This is a genomic window from Thermococcus sp. 4557 (assembly GCF_000221185.1).
In the GTDB taxonomy this organism is placed as follows: Archaea; Methanobacteriota_B; Thermococci; order Thermococcales; family Thermococcaceae; genus Thermococcus.
In genome coordinates, this window is the sequence record NC_015865.1 from 139,992 (window position 1) to 153,477 (window position 13,486).

Consider the following 13,486-nt stretch of genomic DNA (forward strand, 5'->3'; position numbering starts at 1 on the left):
TCCGCTCGGAGTTTGGATTTCTTTCCACACAACACTGTTCTACGGAAACTCGATGAAGGACCCGCGAGCATGGAGAGGGACCCCGCTTTCCACACAACACTGTTCTACGGAAACTCTCTCTGATTTCTTTTATTTTCTCAAATATTCCCATCATAGAATGTGTATTTAAGCCTTTCTTGGGGAACCTGTGGCACTGTGTTTCATTTAAAATCCTGCCCCGGAAACGGAGAAATTACGTGGTTGTCAGGACTCATTGTTTGGAACCTTATAGTGCTTAAAATCCCGAATCCTGCGATCGAAAACCTCTTTGAGAAAATCCGGGTCTTGAAATCTCCGGAAAAATAAATTCCCCTGCAACTGGGGCCATTCAACCGTTCAAACTGTGGTGTCATCGGAGATTTAGCCCCGCAGGTGCCCCTGGGGGCATCTCTGCAAAATGGATACATCCAGGGGACAGTTACTACCAGTAGGGTGAACCGGAGACAAAGACGGCTGGAGGGAACCAGAAATTGTGATGGCCCCATGATATCATCTTGCAGCCGGAATAAAGCCAGACCAATAGTGTTTAGGCTGGATAAGAAGTACATGACCCCGAAAGACACCCTGTGTATCACTTCTCAAACACGTAGAAGTACCTTTCGAGGCTCTTGTGCACGCGCTGGTAGTACTTTCCTACCAGTTTGAAGCCCACCTTTTCAGCTTCCGCCTCCCCGTCGAAGCTCGTTGGGAATGCTATCGCCAGCCTTCCGCCCCCCTCAAGGACACCGTAGATGCTCTCCAGCACCTTCCTGTACAGCTCGTCCCTCTCCCTGCCTGCGAGGGTTGCGGAGGTCCCGTAGGGCGGGTCGGTGGCGACGGCCTCGAACTTCTTCCCCGAAAACAGCTCCTTCAGCCTCGTCGCATCGCCGAGTTTGAGCTCGTAGTTCCTCATCCCGTAGTGCCTGAGGTTCATCTCCGCACCTTCAACCATCTCCGGCCGTATATCGACTCCATAGACCTTAAGGCCGAGCAGTCCCGCCTCCATGAGGATTCCGCCGGCGCCCATCATGGGGTCGAGGATTTCCCGGGTGGCCTTCGTGAGGTTCACCAGCGCGCGGGAGACCCTCGGGTGGAGAGAAATCGGCCTGAAAAACGGCCTGTGGTGGGCCTTTCTGCCCTCAAAGTCCTTGGGGTCGAAGAAGCGGAGCCTTATCCCGGCGTAGACTTTCTCGCCGCAGTAAACCCGGACGAGCGTGTCCGGCTTCGAAAGGTTTACCCTGAAGCCCTGGGCGTGAATAACCGCGCCGAGCTTCCTGGGCAGGTCGAGAACGTCGTGCCTGCAGTTGGCCATGGTCTCGGTGTCGACCTTAAAGGTTCCTTTAATCGGCCAGTCCACCTCTTCGGCCTTCCGGAGGAGCTCCTCTATGGAGTCGGCCTCCACAATGAGCTCCCCATATTCGTGAGAGAGGCCGAGCCGGTCGAGGTAGGGGAAGGCAGTCTCATCTGCATCGAGCTTCAGGAACAGGTAGTCCTGCCCGGCTATCTCTCCGCCGGCCAGTTCCAGCATGGCCTTCACTTCGTCCCTTGCCATCTCCGGAAGGTTTCCAAGGATTTCCAGGTAGAGCATGGTTGGAGCTTTTCGGGGGGGTTTTTAAGCTTGTTCCCCTTCGGCCGTTATTCCAGGGGGTGGGCCGGGCCGTTCCATCGGCGCGATTAAGTTTGTAAATCATCTACCTGCGAAACGTTAATAGGGTGCTGGGTGAATGTTATATCGGTGAATTTCCTATGGAGATAACTGACAAAGAGGTTTTTGAGATTGCCATAAACGCGGAGATACGGGCCAAGGAAGCCTACGAGAAGCTCGCTTCTCTCTCCACCAGCGACATAATACGCGACGAGCTGATGTTTCTGGCCCGGGAGGAAGACAAACACCGCGAGATAATCGAGAAGATGGCCGAGAAGTTTGAAGGGGCCAGGACGGAGCCCAAGAAAATAGAGATCGACGTCATGGGCGAGTTCAGAGTCATAGCCGAGAGGCTTGCGGAGCTCATTCAGAAGCCGGACTTCACCGTCGATGAGGTTTACGAGGTCTCCATGCAGGCCGAGCTGGTCAGCGAGAAGCTCTACCGCGAGCTGGCCGGCTACGCCGCCACCGAGAACACGCGGCTTATTCTGGAAATCCTCGCGGACATGGAGCGCAACCACTACAACATCCTGAAGAAGCAGTACGACTACATAATGCGCTATCCCGACATATACAAGGAGGAGTTCTACGACCAGCTGATGAAGGACATAAACTTCAACTTCTAGCCTGCTTCTTACTCTTTTTTCGTGTTATGATTACCTAGGTTTCTACGTGTTCATAATTGTTTTTTAAAGTTGTTTACAGAAAACTCCAGAACACCGAAAGCTTAATAAGCGGCATTGATGTAACATTAAGTGCAAAACCCCGTTGGGGGGGCGATGCCAAGGAAGGTGTTGGCCCTGTTTATGTTGGGAGTTTTGTTCTTTGCAGGAGTAGCCGTGGCACTGGACGGCAACGAGCCGGAGGCAATAACCAGGGACCCCCTTGTCCACGACGAGAACATCTACGAGCCCACCGACGATGGAAGCCTCTACTGCTGGATAAGCGGGTACGCGAGCCAGAGCCAGCCCGGTTACCTCTACAACATATACGGCGATGCAAGGGGTATAGGGATATGCGGGCTCTGGTATAAGAAATTCAGCCCGTCCACCGCAACCCCACCGGCCGGATACGCTTGGGACTCTGCCCAAGTAGCCGCCACCGGCTGGTGCCCCTTCTGGCCCAAGACCATCTACGCCGAGATAACCTGGGTCCCTGGGGTTGCTTACACAAGTACAACTGAAGAAAGCTGAGTGAATCTTAATCGGGGGGAATCACATGGAGAGGGTTTCCAGGTTCTTCGTTCTCCTCTTTTTTGTTCTTTTGGTTCTAAGCCCGCTCGTCTCGGCAACACCCTACTGGTTCAAGGAAGGGATTTATGCGAAGTACGTCGCCAGGGGCTGGCTGTCAATCGACCTGAACACCTCCACTGGGAACGTGACCTATTACTGCCCCCGGGTGGAGTTCACGTGGCGCGTCCTCAAGGTTTCCGACGACAAAGCCCAGGTGTCCCTTCTGCTCAGGGGGTTCAACTGCACCCGGGAGGCTTACTCTACCCTCAGCCTGGAAGAAGCGAGGGTCCTTCTCCGGAAGTACCAGGGGCGCTACAACTTCACCGGAGGCGACTGCCTGGAGGTGCCGATCGCTGGCGGCAACGTCACCGTGTGCGAGGAGAGCTACTCTGAACGGACGGCACAGCGCTCCTTTGGCTTGATGATTATGGAGGGAGAGGGCAGGCTGTTCAACAAGTCCTACGTACCGGAGAACTTCAGCAGGGCAGGGGTCGTTGAAATCGACCTGGCCACCGGGAAAATTTACGTGAACGGCACTCCCGCTGGAGGAAACTTCCTCTGGGCCGAGAACCCGGCCAACGTGACCGGGCTTGAGATACTGCCCGGGCTGAAAATCGAGACGGTCAAGATGATAAACTCGACCGCGATGACATACTACGGCGACTTCAACGCCCCGGTTTACATGGCCCACACGAACATGATGAGCCTCGACAATTGGACTATGGGAAAGGACGTTATCCTCTACGACGGCTCGAGCGGTCTGGCGATAGCCTTCTTCACGCCCTTCAGCCCGCTGTGGAAGGCCCTCGGCGTGAGCAGTACCATGATTCAGGACACCGAGTTTGCCAAGGAGCACGAGAAGGAGATTAAGGAGAGCAACAAGATGCCGCCCTTCGGCCTCGTCCTGGCCAGGACCAACATAGACTTCACCAGGGCCGAGGAGCTTCCCGACGAAGGCCCGTCCAGGACGGCGGTCTTCGCCGTCGCTGGCATCGCCGCGGTTCTCGGTGTTCTCTTCCTCTGGAGGTGGAGGCGGTGAGGGAAGTCCTCCGCTGGGAGCTCCGCTCCCCGCTTAATTTAGCCCTGGCCTCGGCCGGGGCGGTTCTCGTTGGAACCGTTATGAAGAGGTACTACATGACGTGGAGCGAAAGTGCCCACGGCGGACCTCACGGGGTCGAGGAGCTTGGCTCCGTTTTCAGGGACGCCTTCACCGGCGACGTTTACCTGATTCTGGCGATACTGGTTCCCTTCATAATAACCCTGGCCGTGAGGCTGGAAAGGGACGAGGGCGTTGCCCTCTCGGTGTACTCCCTTCCGGTTTCGAGGGTTAAAATACTCCTCGCCAAGTTCCTGGCGGCTTTCCTCGCGCTCTTCCTCTTCGTCTTCTCGGTACATCTCCTTGTCTTTGGCCTGCACTTCTCGGCCACGCCGGGCGCCGTGCTCAGCGTTCTGAAAACCCACACCCTCCAGATGGCGTTCTTCTACCTCTCCGCCCTGCTCTTCATGACCTCGGTCGCGGCCCTGATAGCGATAGCCTCGCCCAACACCTACGTCTCCATCTTCGGGGGCTTCATAGTCCTTTACCTCCCCGAATTTTTGGGGACGACGTGGTACGGGCCGGTGCCGTGGAGGAATTTCCTGATAAGTTACTATTTCGCCACCATTTCGATTCGAATGGATCCGCTGTTCTCGTGGGCCTTCGTGAAGATAACCCTCCTCCCGGCGCTGGTGTTACTTGCCCTATACCTGCTCATCGGCAACTGGAGGGACGTGAGATGAGGCTCTTCCGGGCGCTCCTCCTCGTCCTCATGCTGGTCTCGCTTGTAAGCCTCGGCCTGCAGTCCAACCTCAAGCCGAGCGACGTTCACTACAAAACGGCCTTCGTGTCCGGGAGGGACGCAACAGCCGTTTACATCTCCTCCATGGCGTCGGTGAAGCTCTACGCCGTCGGCACCGGGGAGTTCTGGATAGAAGACCTGCAGACGGGGGAGACTATATTCACCGGCGAAGTGGAGGGCAACGGGGCCTTCGCGCTCGTCTTTCCCCACCCCGGATACTATGAGTTCGGCGGGAACTCCACTCAGGGCATCACGATAACGATAACGCCCGTTGATGTTGGCTTCCCAGGGAAGCAGAAATCCGCCCACCTGTGGGCATCGGCGTTGTTCGGCGGGCTTCTGGCGCTGACGCTCCTTGGAGGTGGCAGGAGATGAGCGCGGTAATCGAGGCAAGGGATTTGCACAAGTACTTTGGGCCGATAAAGGCCCTTAAGGGTGTCACCGTCGAGATACCCGAGGGCCTGACGCTCATCCTCGGGCCCAACGGCGGCGGGAAGAGCACCTTCATGAAGGTCGCACTGGGCCTCTACAAGCCGACTAAGGGGACCGTGAGGCTCCTCGGAAAGAACCCCTGGAAGCACCCAGAAACGAGGAAATCCGTTGGCGTGGCCTTCGACCCCGGAAGGTTCCCGAAGCTGACGACGGGGCGGGAGTGGCTGGAGTTCATTGCGCGGACGCGGGGAGCGAACCCGGACGATGTTGAAAAGGCCGCCGGGCTCTTTGGCATCGAAGACGCCCTCGACAGGAGGATAGACGGCTACTCCTCGGGAATGGTGAAGAGGCTCAGCCTTGCGCAGGCTTTCGTGGGAGAGCCGGCTGTTGTGTTCCTGGACGAGCCGCTGGCCAACCTGGACTTTGAGAGCGTCGCCGAAATCGTGGGCATCATCGGGAAGTGGAAGGGCAGGGGCAGGAGCTTTATTCTCATAAGCCACATATGGGAGCCCTTTGAAGGGCTGGCCGACTACGGGGTGGTCATCAGCGGCGGAAAGGTTTACCTGAAGGGCCAGTTCTCGGAGATACGTGAAAAGATTGAGGGCATGTTCCGGCCGCCCGCGGTGGGGGAATGAGGCTTCGGCTTTTGATTTTTGAATTATTCCCTTTTGAGCACCATGAACTCCTTGTAGTCCATCACCTTGACGAAGCCCTTTCTCATATAATATGAATAAGCCTCAAGCTCGGGGAAGGTTATCACGTAGGGCACCCTGCCGAGCTCGCGGAGCCTCTCAATCGCGAACTCCAGCAGCCGGGAGCCGTAGCCTCTGCCCTTGTACGAGGGGTCAACCATGAAGAACTCTATGAGTCCCGTCTCCTCGTCGTTGATTTCATCCGGCAACCACGGGACGTCCTTGCCTTCAAGGTTGTAAACCAGCGCCACGGTGCCGATTATTCCCCCGTCACTATCGCGCAGGACGTAGAGCTCGTCGAACTCCCTCCCCAGGCGGAACTCGAGGAACGGCTCATAGACCTCCCTGAATCCATCGAAGTCATCCGTGCCCGGCTTGTTCTCCACCCACTCCAGCGCGGGATACGCTCCGTTCGTGCCCCGATAGACCCTGAAAACGAAGCGAACCAGCTCATCCTTCAGTGAGGGCGGCTCCCCGACCCTTTCAATACTCACCTCTGTCCACCAAAGGTTATTAGGGCCCGAAACCTAAAACATTTTGGTGATAGCATGAACGAACTCCAGGCTTTGGCCCTGGCCCTCGAAGTCGAGAAGGCTGAGTTGAAGTTCTACATAAGGCTGGCGAAAAAGGCCAGCGACGAACGGGCTAGGAGAATGTTTCTGTTTCTGGCAAACGAAGAGGCAGGCCACTGGGAGCTGTTCGAGGAAAAGTTCGTCGAAAAGCTCATAGAGAAATGTGAACTCCCCGCGGTCGACAGGGCTGCCCTTGAGAGCCTCTTGGTGGAGGCCGACGAAAGGAAGCTGAGCGAGGTGGACGCCGTAAAGATAGGAATGGAGCAGGAAAGGAAGACCTGGGAGTTCTACGAAAGGGCCGCGAAGGAGGCCGAACACGAGGACGTCAAGCGCGTGTTTGAGGAGCTGGCAAAGGTTGAGAAGGGCCACTACGAGCTCCTGAAGGCCCAGTACGATTCGGTGATGAAGACCGGCATCTGGATGGACTACCAGGACTTCAGCCTCGAGGTGGACTGAAGCCCTGCGAGAGGTGTTTTCTTTTATTCCAGCTATTGAAAGTGAATGTGGTGGTGCTGTATGCTTGCAAAATACCCATTTGAACTGCCGAAGGATAGGCCCCTCTCAAAGAAGGAAATAGCCCAGGCCCTGCGCTGGGCCATCGAGGCCGAGCTCGACGCCATAAGCTTCTACGAGCAGCTGGCCGAGCTTATTGAGGATGAAAGGATAAAGCACATCTTCTACGACGTTGCCAACGAGGAGAAGGAGCACGTTGGGGAGTTTTTGGCGGCCCTTCTTCAAGTCGATGAAGACCTTGTGAAGTACATGAAGGAAGGTTTCGAAGAGGTTGAGGAAGAGACCGGTATAAAGGTCGAACTGTGACCTTTTCCTTCCCATTTTCCATTCCTTTCCTTCGATTCTCGTGCACTAAGCAGTATGTTAATGTACCGTTGCGCTCAATGAAAAACGTTATTAAGGTTCGATGTTCATATAGTTCTGGTGATGTGCATGGTTGAACCCCTTGTTAAGAGGGCCTATGAGACTGAAAAGAAGGCTGCTGCGAGCTATACCGATGGTCTCGCCCTCGTGAGAGGCCAGGGACTCAGGTACACGAAGGTTGAGGAACTCGTTGGAAGGATAGCCGTTGACACGATAATTCACAAACACCTGATGAAGGCCATCCTCGATGCCCAGAAGGAGCTGGAGAAGCTCGCCGGCGAGGGACCAATATCCGAAGTCAAGGATGTCGAACTCGCACCGGAGCAGAAAGCCCTAGTTAAGCGCTTCGCGGAGATGCACCTCGACATCGAGAAGGACATGATCGAGACCTACCAGAAGATGGCCGAGAAGATGACGCACCCGCTGTTCAAGGGCCTCGCGGAGGCGCTGGTTGAGAACGAGAAGGAGCACCACAGGATTCTGGCGGAGCTGATAGCAAAGTATGGGGAATGAATGGGGGTTTAATCGGGGTCACCCGATGGTTCTCAGAAGGATGTTCCACTCCCCCTCGTCCCAGATATCTTTTTCGGTGACGATAATAAGGGCGCCGCCGTGGATGAGAACGCTGTCCCTCAGGGTTGCCAGCATTTTGACAACGCTTCTGAAGTCATTGTAAAGTTTGAGAAATTCAACCGCCTCTATTATGACGATCCCTTTGTTTCCCATTCTCTCCATCTCCACGAGGTACATGTTAGCGGTCTCCGTAATCCTGTACATTGCAGTCGGGGGTATCACGTTGGGGCCCTGCACGGTGCTTATCCTGTAGCTTATCCACCCGTTCATCGGCTTTGAATTGCGGAGGAATGCCAGTGCGGGATATCCATCCAAACGGGCTGAAATCTCCCGGAAGTCTTTCTCGGACACTATACTGCTCCCGGAAACAACCCTCTCCGCTCCGCGCAGGGGTGCGAGGTTTTCCAGTCCCAGAAAGTGCCTGCTGTATATAACGCTGTAGTACGCGTATGCAGTCATGGTGGCCAGCAGCAGGGAGGTGTACATGACAACGTTGGGTGTGAGGAAGCCGTTCTCATACGCCACAGGGTGCATCATGCTTGCAATGCCGGAGATACCCAGGACTGCCCCGAACAGAGCCGCGTTTCTTCTGTAGTACGCGGACATGAGTTCGGTGAATACAACCCCTGCTATAAGCAGCAGAACCCCGCTGGTGACGTAGGTTCCGGTGCACGAGCTACCGATGGACGCCTCGGCTATACCGTACAACGCGGGGAGTGTGGGGAGGGTAAGGTGCATAGCCTTGGGCGATTTTCTGCCGCTCTCTTCCTCAATTAGAGTCAGTATACCCATAAGGGTGAATGCAGCCGCCGTCCCCATGAAGATGCATTCCACTCCGGGATTTGAGCTTATACCGATCGGAGACACGGGAATACTGCTTATCCATCCGGAGGATAGAAAGAGAGCTGATTTCCTGCTACTCTTTATGTAAGCCCTCAAAAACACAACACTGGCTGCTATTTTTAGCATCATGGTTAACCATTGAGGACTTATTATCATCTTTAATCCTCCATGATGGGATATATTCCAGTGTAGAGGCTATTATTTAAAAACTTTAACGGCCAGGAGAATAATAAAAAGAATGGACGTTCTTGATATTCGGTGCTTCAAGGTCCAACGTGCATCATCTGGCTGTACATCTCCCAGTCGAGGAGAAGTTCGTACTCGGCCTTCAGGGTGTAGTAGTGGCCCTTCTCCATGTCGCTGAGGTAGCGCATGAGCCTCTTTTTGTCATCGGTATCGACGAGGTTCTCGATCTCGGCGTAGAATTTGGCCGCTATATCCTCTGCTCTGATGGCCCAGCGGATAAGCTCCAGGATATCCTCCGCACCATGAAGCTCCCTCGCCACGGGCTGGAGCTCCGGCCCTATGTGCTCCTTCGGGTAGATGACTTCCTTTCCGGAGAACATTGACTCGTACATCTTCCTCAAAAGGGCCTCGTGCTTGCCCTCCTCCCCGGCGAGCCACTCTATCTTGTCCTTTAGGGCGTGGATCTCTATCCTCTCCGCGAGGCTCTCGTAGAACTTTCTCGCCCCAATCTCGGCCTTTATGGCCATTGCGAGGAGCTCCTCAAGCGAGAAATCCTTGACCTTCTCGAGGGGAAGCCCCTCGTCAAATTCCTGTCCAACCATAACTCATCCCTCTGCAAGTAGCAGACCAATTTCATTGTAAACCTTTATCTTATTAAACCCTTCCTGCCTTAAAACTTCAACTATATCACCCAGAATCTTGTTCTGCAGGTTTATGGCCAGCATCTGACAGAAGTGGCACTCGGGTGTTGCTCGGGCCATCAGAAGAAACAGCTCGACACTCCGCCCCTTGACCGTGATGCCGTAGAGAAGTCCTTCATCCACTATATCCAGCCCGGTCTCCGGGTCTTTCACCTTCCGCAGGATTCGAACCACGTTCTTGACGTCGAGAGGCAGGTCTTCCCTTGGCCCTGCTAGCGTCTGTTTCCGCATAAAAACGTCAAAGAGGCCCAAATCTCAGACCCTCTCGGTGCTGATGTCCTCGATTGTGTAGCCCTTCTTGTTCTCGAAAACTCCCACTGGATTGTTCTTGAGGTCGTAGACGTAGACGTTCTGGAACTTCACGAGGGCGAAGCGCTCGATTATGTCCCCGATTATCTTTGAGTAGGCTATTGCGCTCTCGCCGGTTATGTTGTACTCCGCGTGGCTCTCGAAGTTGAGCCACACCTTTAGCGTGTCGTCCGCGACTTCCAGGCCGGCAACGACGCCGGAATCCAGGATGTCCCCCCCAGTAACGGGGTCGGTTATTCTGGCGAGCTCGTCCAGAACCACCCTGTAGTGCTCAGGCCATTCCCTGTCTGGCATGTAAACCTTCATTTTTCTCACCCGTGAGGGGGTTGGAGTGTTCGGTTATAAGCCTTCCTGGGCGGTTATGTGTAACGCGGGATAGTTTGAGGATAGTTTGAAGTACGTCACCGTGAGAACGCCAACCCAGAGGAGCACCGCGGCAACGTACGGCAGCACTATCGCGGCCTTTAGTAGTCCGTGGGTATCGTTCAGGGCGTACCGGGTCCAGGAGAACAGGACGATGAGCCATGAGGAGACCACTATCAGATGCCTCTGTATCCCCTTCTCAATCATCATGTGGGCGTTCATTAGGAGAAGAAGAGCCAGGAAGGGGCCGGCGTAGGCCACATCAACGGCGACCATTGAGTAGCTTCCCGCCAGGAACAGGCTCAGAAGCGTTAGAACGCTCTGAATCATAAGCCTCCCGGTTATCTTCTCAACACCAACGTTGGCGAGTGCGTACCCGATCATTGCGGGGCCAATCAGGATGAGGGAGAGCACTGCAGTCGTCATCCCGCCGCTACCGAGAAGCCCCCATGTGAATCCTATGGATGTTAAAAGTCCCCCTAGCAGCATAACCGTTGGATAGGGGCTCCCGGCACCTTCCCGGTGCCTGTCAATCTTACGGAGAATTGCCCATGCAAGGAAAATGCCAAAGAATATAAGCACTCCCGTAACACTCATCACGATATTATACCACAGTTCGGCCATATTTTCCAGCGTCCATCTTGCTATGCTCTAAATTCAACGCTTCTCCAGATAAACCTTCCGGCCGGTTCCTGACGAATCATTAAAAAAGAGGGGGTTGGGGCAGGGAAATCACTCAAGCGTGACCTCGTTCTCCCAGAGGCCGTGGATGTTGCAGTAGCTGAGGGCGTATAGCTTGCCCTTCTTGCCCGTCCTGAAGAAGAAGACCGCCTTTGGCTCGGTCAGCGGGTCGCTGTGGTTCGTGAAGGCAACCCTGCCGACGAGAACCGGGAAGTTCTCCCCCTCCGGGTGGAAGTAGAGCTCAATCCAGGCTATGTGGTGCTCAGGCGTGTTCGGGTGCGGTATCTCCTTGCCAACGCTGACCTCGACCTTGACGAGGTCGCCCTCCTTCTCGTACTCTATAACGGGGACGTGCTTCTCCCCCTTCCAGTCTCCACTCTTTATGGTTCCGCTAAGCATCTCAACCACCTCACTCTATCTTTTCAAACATGTCCTTGGGCGCACCGCAGAGCGGGCAGACCCAGTCCTCGGGGAGTTCTTCAAACTTGGTTCCCGGGGCTATCCCGGCGTCCTCGTCACCCTCATCCTCATCGTAGATGTAGCCGCAGACCATACACTTCCACTTTGCCATTTTCATCATCCTAATGTTATTAGTCCGCCCTTATAAGGTTTGCGCCTCAAACTTGAGAAGTGGAAAAGCGAAAGGTTCACTCAAAGACCACGAACTTGTCCCTGGGAGCACCGCACACGGGGCAGTACTCGGGCGCCTCGTCAACTGCGGTATAGCCGCAGACCGGGCAGATGTAGACCTTCTTTATCTCGATATCCGTTCCGCCCTCGGCCTTCTCCTTGGCGGCTTTGTAGAGCTCCGCGTGTATCTTCTCGGCCTCGAGGGCGTAGTGCGTCGTTCTCACGGCGTCCTTCTCTCCCTGGAACTCGGCGGTGTTCTTAAAGACAGGGTACATCTCCTCTACTTCGTATGTCTCGCCGTCTATGCCCGCCTGCAGGTTCTCTGGGGTCTTCCCGAGGTGTCCGAGCGCCATGAAGTGGTTCTTCGCGTGAATGAACTCCGCGTGGGCGATAGCCCTGAAAAGCTTAGCTATGTTCGGGAAACCCTCCTTCTCGGCCTGTTCGGCAAAAATCAGGTACTTCATGTGGGCCATGCTCTCGCCGGCGAAGGCGTCCTCCAGAAACTTCCGGGTCATTGCTCTCTTAACTGGCATGGGATACACCATAAAAAGGAGGAAACGAAACTATATAACGGTTTTCTGAACCTTTGGTTTGCCCTTCCGCTTACTTCCATTGGAAGACAGTTCGCGGCTGGTTCTATGAGATCCAGTTAATGAGTTTCCTGACTGCCTCCCTCAACCGCTCCTCGTCCTCCTTTCTGAGCATTCCCCTGCCCTCAACGGTGTCGACGTGATCAAACTTGCTCCTCGCTATGAGTGTCTCGATCTTCCTTCCAGCAACGCCGCCCCAGCCGTAGGCACCGACGATGAGGACGGGCTTCTCGTAGTTGGCCTTGTCGAGGAGCTCAAAGAGTGTGTACCTTATTCTGGGGTGGATATCGGCCTCAAAGGTCGAGGCGCCGATGATTATCGCCTCGCTGTCCGGAACCTCACCCAGTATGTCGCTCACCGCGGGGGCCTCCTTGTCCGTGAAGCGGTAAACGACCGGGTTCAGTCCGTTCTTCCTCAGCTCGTCGAGGACTATCTCCATCCTCCTCTCAACGAAGCCGTACATGGAGTCGTAGAGCACCAGAACCTTGCCCTTCGTGACCTTTCCGGATCCAACCCTCTCGTAGTGCTCGAATATCCTGGCCGGATTCTTCTTCCATATGAGTCCGTGGCCGGGGAGTATCATCCTGGCATCATCAATTATCCCTAGATTTCTCAGCTTCTTTATGTTCTGGACGATGTACTTGTGGTAGTGGCCTATGACGGTCACTATGTACTTGGTCACGTGGGGCAGGTAGCGCTGAACGACCTCCTCGTCGCTGTCGTCTATCCTTTCCGGAATCCCGTAGCCTCCCCCTGCGTCGCAGCTGAATATGAGCCCCTCCTCAACGACGTAGGTTATCATAGTGTCCGGCCAGTGGAGCCAGGGAACGGTTATGAAGCGGAACGTCTTGCCCCCTATGCTCATCTCCTCGCCGTCTTTGATCGTGTAAAAGTTCTCAACGACCCTCTCGCCGTAGAAGCCCTCCAGGAAGCGCTTCGCGAAGGTGGTTCCTATGAGCTTGGCCCTGTAGCCGTTGGCCTCAAGGAAGGCCGGTAAAGCGCCAGTGTGGTCGGGCTCGGTGTGGTGGATTACGACATGGGTTATCTCCTTTGGATCAACCAGCTTTCCGAGGGCCTCCATGAAGAGGTCTGTGTATTCCCGCTTGCTCAGGTCAAAGAGAACCGTCGCACCATCGAGCTTCATCAGGTAAGCGTTGTAGGTTATCCCCTCGGGGATGCTCCAGGTGGCCTCGAAGTACCTTATCCTATCATCATCGACCCGGATTATGTAGAGCTCCGGATCGTCGAGAATCTTCTCAACTTTCACATCGGGCATTTCTATCACCGAACCTATTTGGTGCGGAA

At 55.0% G+C, this 13,486-nt stretch carries 20 protein-coding genes and 1 CRISPR repeat array (1 of these 21 running past the window's edge); of the genes, 9 read left to right on the forward strand and 11 right to left on the reverse strand.

The window, feature by feature from the left end; translation table 11 throughout:
- Positions 1 to 114: a CRISPR direct-repeat array (repeat unit 29 nt; unit sequence CTTTCCACACAACACTGTTCTACGGAAAC); it begins 2,445 nt to the left of the window's first position.
- Between the two features lie 496 nt (positions 115 to 610).
- On the reverse strand, positions 611 to 1,606 hold the full coding sequence (locus GQS_RS00585) for a TIGR01177 family methyltransferase (protein ID WP_014011709.1): 996 nt from the start codon (positions 1,604 to 1,606) through the stop codon (positions 611 to 613).
- A 158-nt stretch (positions 1,607 to 1,764) separates the two neighbouring features.
- Here GQS_RS00585 and GQS_RS00590 point away from each other — a divergent pair, with 158 nt between their 5' ends.
- The 6 genes from GQS_RS00590 to GQS_RS00615 all read left to right on the forward strand — a co-directional run bounded on the left by GQS_RS00590 (position 1,765) and on the right by GQS_RS00615 (position 5,800).
- Complete coding sequence (locus GQS_RS00590; protein WP_014011710.1) at positions 1,765 to 2,289, forward strand: ferritin family protein; 525 nt, start codon at positions 1,765 to 1,767, stop codon at positions 2,287 to 2,289.
- Between the two features lie 180 nt (positions 2,290 to 2,469).
- The gene (locus GQS_RS00595) at positions 2,470 to 2,856 is read left to right on the forward strand and encodes a hypothetical protein (RefSeq protein WP_014011711.1); all 387 of its coding nucleotides are present in this window, start codon (positions 2,470 to 2,472) and stop codon (positions 2,854 to 2,856) included.
- A 25-nt stretch (positions 2,857 to 2,881) separates the two neighbouring features.
- Positions 2,882 to 3,934 (forward strand): hypothetical protein, encoded by a 1,053-nt coding sequence (locus tag GQS_RS00600; RefSeq protein WP_014011712.1) that lies wholly within the window; start codon positions 2,882 to 2,884, stop codon positions 3,932 to 3,934.
- Positions 3,931 to 4,674, forward strand: coding sequence for an ABC transporter permease (locus tag GQS_RS00605; protein WP_014011713.1), 744 nt, complete (start codon positions 3,931 to 3,933; stop codon positions 4,672 to 4,674). The genes GQS_RS00600 and GQS_RS00605 overlap by 4 nt, the downstream gene beginning before the upstream one ends.
- The gene (locus tag GQS_RS00610; protein ID WP_014011714.1) at positions 4,671 to 5,108 is read left to right on the forward strand and encodes a hypothetical protein; all 438 of its coding nucleotides are present in this window, start codon (positions 4,671 to 4,673) and stop codon (positions 5,106 to 5,108) included. The genes GQS_RS00605 and GQS_RS00610 overlap by 4 nt, the downstream gene beginning before the upstream one ends.
- On the forward strand, positions 5,105 to 5,800 hold the full coding sequence (locus tag GQS_RS00615) for an ABC transporter ATP-binding protein (RefSeq protein ID WP_014011715.1): 696 nt from the start codon (positions 5,105 to 5,107) through the stop codon (positions 5,798 to 5,800). Before GQS_RS00610 ends, GQS_RS00615 begins: the two co-directional genes overlap by 4 nt.
- 23 nt (positions 5,801 to 5,823) lie before the next feature.
- Here GQS_RS00615 and GQS_RS00620 read toward each other — a convergent pair whose 3' ends face one another.
- Positions 5,824 to 6,351: a GNAT family N-acetyltransferase gene (locus GQS_RS00620; protein WP_014011716.1), complete on the reverse strand. Its 528-nt coding sequence runs from the start codon at positions 6,349 to 6,351 to the stop codon at positions 5,824 to 5,826.
- Between the two features lie 54 nt (positions 6,352 to 6,405).
- Between GQS_RS00620 and GQS_RS00625 the strand changes: the two genes are divergently transcribed.
- From GQS_RS00625 to GQS_RS00635, 3 genes are all read left to right on the forward strand, one after another.
- A complete protein-coding gene (locus GQS_RS00625) occupies positions 6,406 to 6,885 on the forward strand; it encodes a ferritin family protein (protein WP_014011717.1) in 480 nt (159 codons plus the stop codon).
- A 60-nt stretch (positions 6,886 to 6,945) separates the two neighbouring features.
- On the forward strand, positions 6,946 to 7,248 hold the full coding sequence (locus GQS_RS00630) for a ferritin family protein (RefSeq protein WP_014011718.1): 303 nt from the start codon (positions 6,946 to 6,948) through the stop codon (positions 7,246 to 7,248).
- Positions 7,249 to 7,368: 120 nt separating this feature from the next.
- On the forward strand, positions 7,369 to 7,818 hold the full coding sequence (locus GQS_RS00635) for a ferritin family protein (RefSeq protein WP_238515831.1): 450 nt from the start codon (positions 7,369 to 7,371) through the stop codon (positions 7,816 to 7,818).
- Between the two features lie 18 nt (positions 7,819 to 7,836).
- Here GQS_RS00635 and GQS_RS00640 read toward each other — a convergent pair whose 3' ends face one another.
- The 9 genes from GQS_RS00640 to GQS_RS00680 all read right to left on the reverse strand — a co-directional run bounded on the left by GQS_RS00640 (position 7,837) and on the right by GQS_RS00680 (position 13,457).
- The gene (locus GQS_RS00640; protein ID WP_014011720.1) at positions 7,837 to 8,697 is read right to left on the reverse strand and encodes a DUF835 domain-containing protein; all 861 of its coding nucleotides are present in this window, start codon (positions 8,695 to 8,697) and stop codon (positions 7,837 to 7,839) included.
- A gap of 287 nt (positions 8,698 to 8,984) precedes the next feature.
- A complete protein-coding gene (locus tag GQS_RS00645) occupies positions 8,985 to 9,509 on the reverse strand; it encodes a ferritin family protein (RefSeq protein ID WP_014011722.1) in 525 nt (174 codons plus the stop codon).
- 3 nt (positions 9,510 to 9,512) lie between these two features.
- Complete coding sequence (locus GQS_RS00650; protein ID WP_014011723.1) at positions 9,513 to 9,860, reverse strand: iron-sulfur cluster assembly protein; 348 nt, start codon at positions 9,858 to 9,860, stop codon at positions 9,513 to 9,515.
- Positions 9,861 to 9,863: 3 nt separating this feature from the next.
- Entirely contained in the window at positions 9,864 to 10,223 is a 360-nt protein-coding gene (locus tag GQS_RS00655) for an iron-sulfur cluster assembly protein (protein ID WP_014011724.1), read from the reverse strand.
- A 33-nt stretch (positions 10,224 to 10,256) separates the two neighbouring features.
- The gene (locus GQS_RS00660) at positions 10,257 to 10,880 is read right to left on the reverse strand and encodes a hypothetical protein (protein ID WP_148236341.1); all 624 of its coding nucleotides are present in this window, start codon (positions 10,878 to 10,880) and stop codon (positions 10,257 to 10,259) included.
- A 132-nt stretch (positions 10,881 to 11,012) separates the two neighbouring features.
- Complete coding sequence (locus GQS_RS00665; protein ID WP_014011726.1) at positions 11,013 to 11,360, reverse strand: class II SORL domain-containing protein; 348 nt, start codon at positions 11,358 to 11,360, stop codon at positions 11,013 to 11,015.
- Positions 11,361 to 11,370: 10 nt separating this feature from the next.
- Positions 11,371 to 11,532, reverse strand: a complete 162-nt coding sequence (gene rd / locus GQS_RS00670; protein ID WP_014011727.1) for a rubredoxin — start codon at positions 11,530 to 11,532, stop codon at positions 11,371 to 11,373.
- Positions 11,533 to 11,608: 76 nt separating this feature from the next.
- Positions 11,609 to 12,124 (reverse strand): rubrerythrin family protein, encoded by a 516-nt coding sequence (locus GQS_RS00675; RefSeq protein ID WP_014011728.1) that lies wholly within the window; start codon positions 12,122 to 12,124, stop codon positions 11,609 to 11,611.
- A gap of 103 nt (positions 12,125 to 12,227) precedes the next feature.
- The gene (locus GQS_RS00680; protein WP_014011729.1) at positions 12,228 to 13,457 is read right to left on the reverse strand and encodes an FprA family A-type flavoprotein; all 1,230 of its coding nucleotides are present in this window, start codon (positions 13,455 to 13,457) and stop codon (positions 12,228 to 12,230) included.
- Between the last annotated feature and the right edge of the window lie 29 nt (positions 13,458 to 13,486).

What these genes read in the sequence shown, in the direction of transcription:
- GQS_RS00585 (WP_014011709.1), bottom strand. Translation starts at nt 1,606, where the DNA reads ATGCTCTACCTGGAAATCCTTGGAAACCTTCCGGAGATGGCAAGGGAC.
- GQS_RS00590 (WP_014011710.1), top strand. Translation starts at nt 1,765, where the DNA reads ATGGAGATAACTGACAAAGAGGTTTTTGAGATTGCCATAAACGCGGAG.
- GQS_RS00595 (WP_014011711.1), top strand. Translation starts at nt 2,470, where the DNA reads ATGTTGGGAGTTTTGTTCTTTGCAGGAGTAGCCGTGGCACTGGACGGC.
- GQS_RS00600 (WP_014011712.1), top strand. Translation starts at nt 2,882, where the DNA reads ATGGAGAGGGTTTCCAGGTTCTTCGTTCTCCTCTTTTTTGTTCTTTTG.
- GQS_RS00610 (WP_014011714.1), top strand. Translation starts at nt 4,671, where the DNA reads ATGAGGCTCTTCCGGGCGCTCCTCCTCGTCCTCATGCTGGTCTCGCTT.
- GQS_RS00615 (WP_014011715.1), top strand. Translation starts at nt 5,105, where the DNA reads ATGAGCGCGGTAATCGAGGCAAGGGATTTGCACAAGTACTTTGGGCCG.
- GQS_RS00625 (WP_014011717.1), top strand. Translation starts at nt 6,406, where the DNA reads ATGAACGAACTCCAGGCTTTGGCCCTGGCCCTCGAAGTCGAGAAGGCT.
- GQS_RS00630 (WP_014011718.1), top strand. Translation starts at nt 6,946, where the DNA reads ATGCTTGCAAAATACCCATTTGAACTGCCGAAGGATAGGCCCCTCTCA.
- GQS_RS00635 (WP_238515831.1), top strand. Translation starts at nt 7,369, where the DNA reads ATGTGCATGGTTGAACCCCTTGTTAAGAGGGCCTATGAGACTGAAAAG.
- GQS_RS00640 (WP_014011720.1), bottom strand. Translation starts at nt 8,697, where the DNA reads ATGGGGACGGCGGCTGCATTCACCCTTATGGGTATACTGACTCTAATT.
- GQS_RS00645 (WP_014011722.1), bottom strand. Translation starts at nt 9,509, where the DNA reads ATGGTTGGACAGGAATTTGACGAGGGGCTTCCCCTCGAGAAGGTCAAG.
- GQS_RS00655 (WP_014011724.1), bottom strand. Translation starts at nt 10,223, where the DNA reads ATGAAGGTTTACATGCCAGACAGGGAATGGCCTGAGCACTACAGGGTG.
- GQS_RS00665 (WP_014011726.1), bottom strand. Translation starts at nt 11,360, where the DNA reads ATGCTTAGCGGAACCATAAAGAGTGGAGACTGGAAGGGGGAGAAGCAC.
- rd (WP_014011727.1), bottom strand. Translation starts at nt 11,532, where the DNA reads ATGGCAAAGTGGAAGTGTATGGTCTGCGGCTACATCTACGATGAGGAT.
- GQS_RS00675 (WP_014011728.1), bottom strand. Translation starts at nt 12,124, where the DNA reads ATGCCAGTTAAGAGAGCAATGACCCGGAAGTTTCTGGAGGACGCCTTC.
- GQS_RS00680 (WP_014011729.1), bottom strand. Translation starts at nt 13,457, where the DNA reads ATGCCCGATGTGAAAGTTGAGAAGATTCTCGACGATCCGGAGCTCTAC.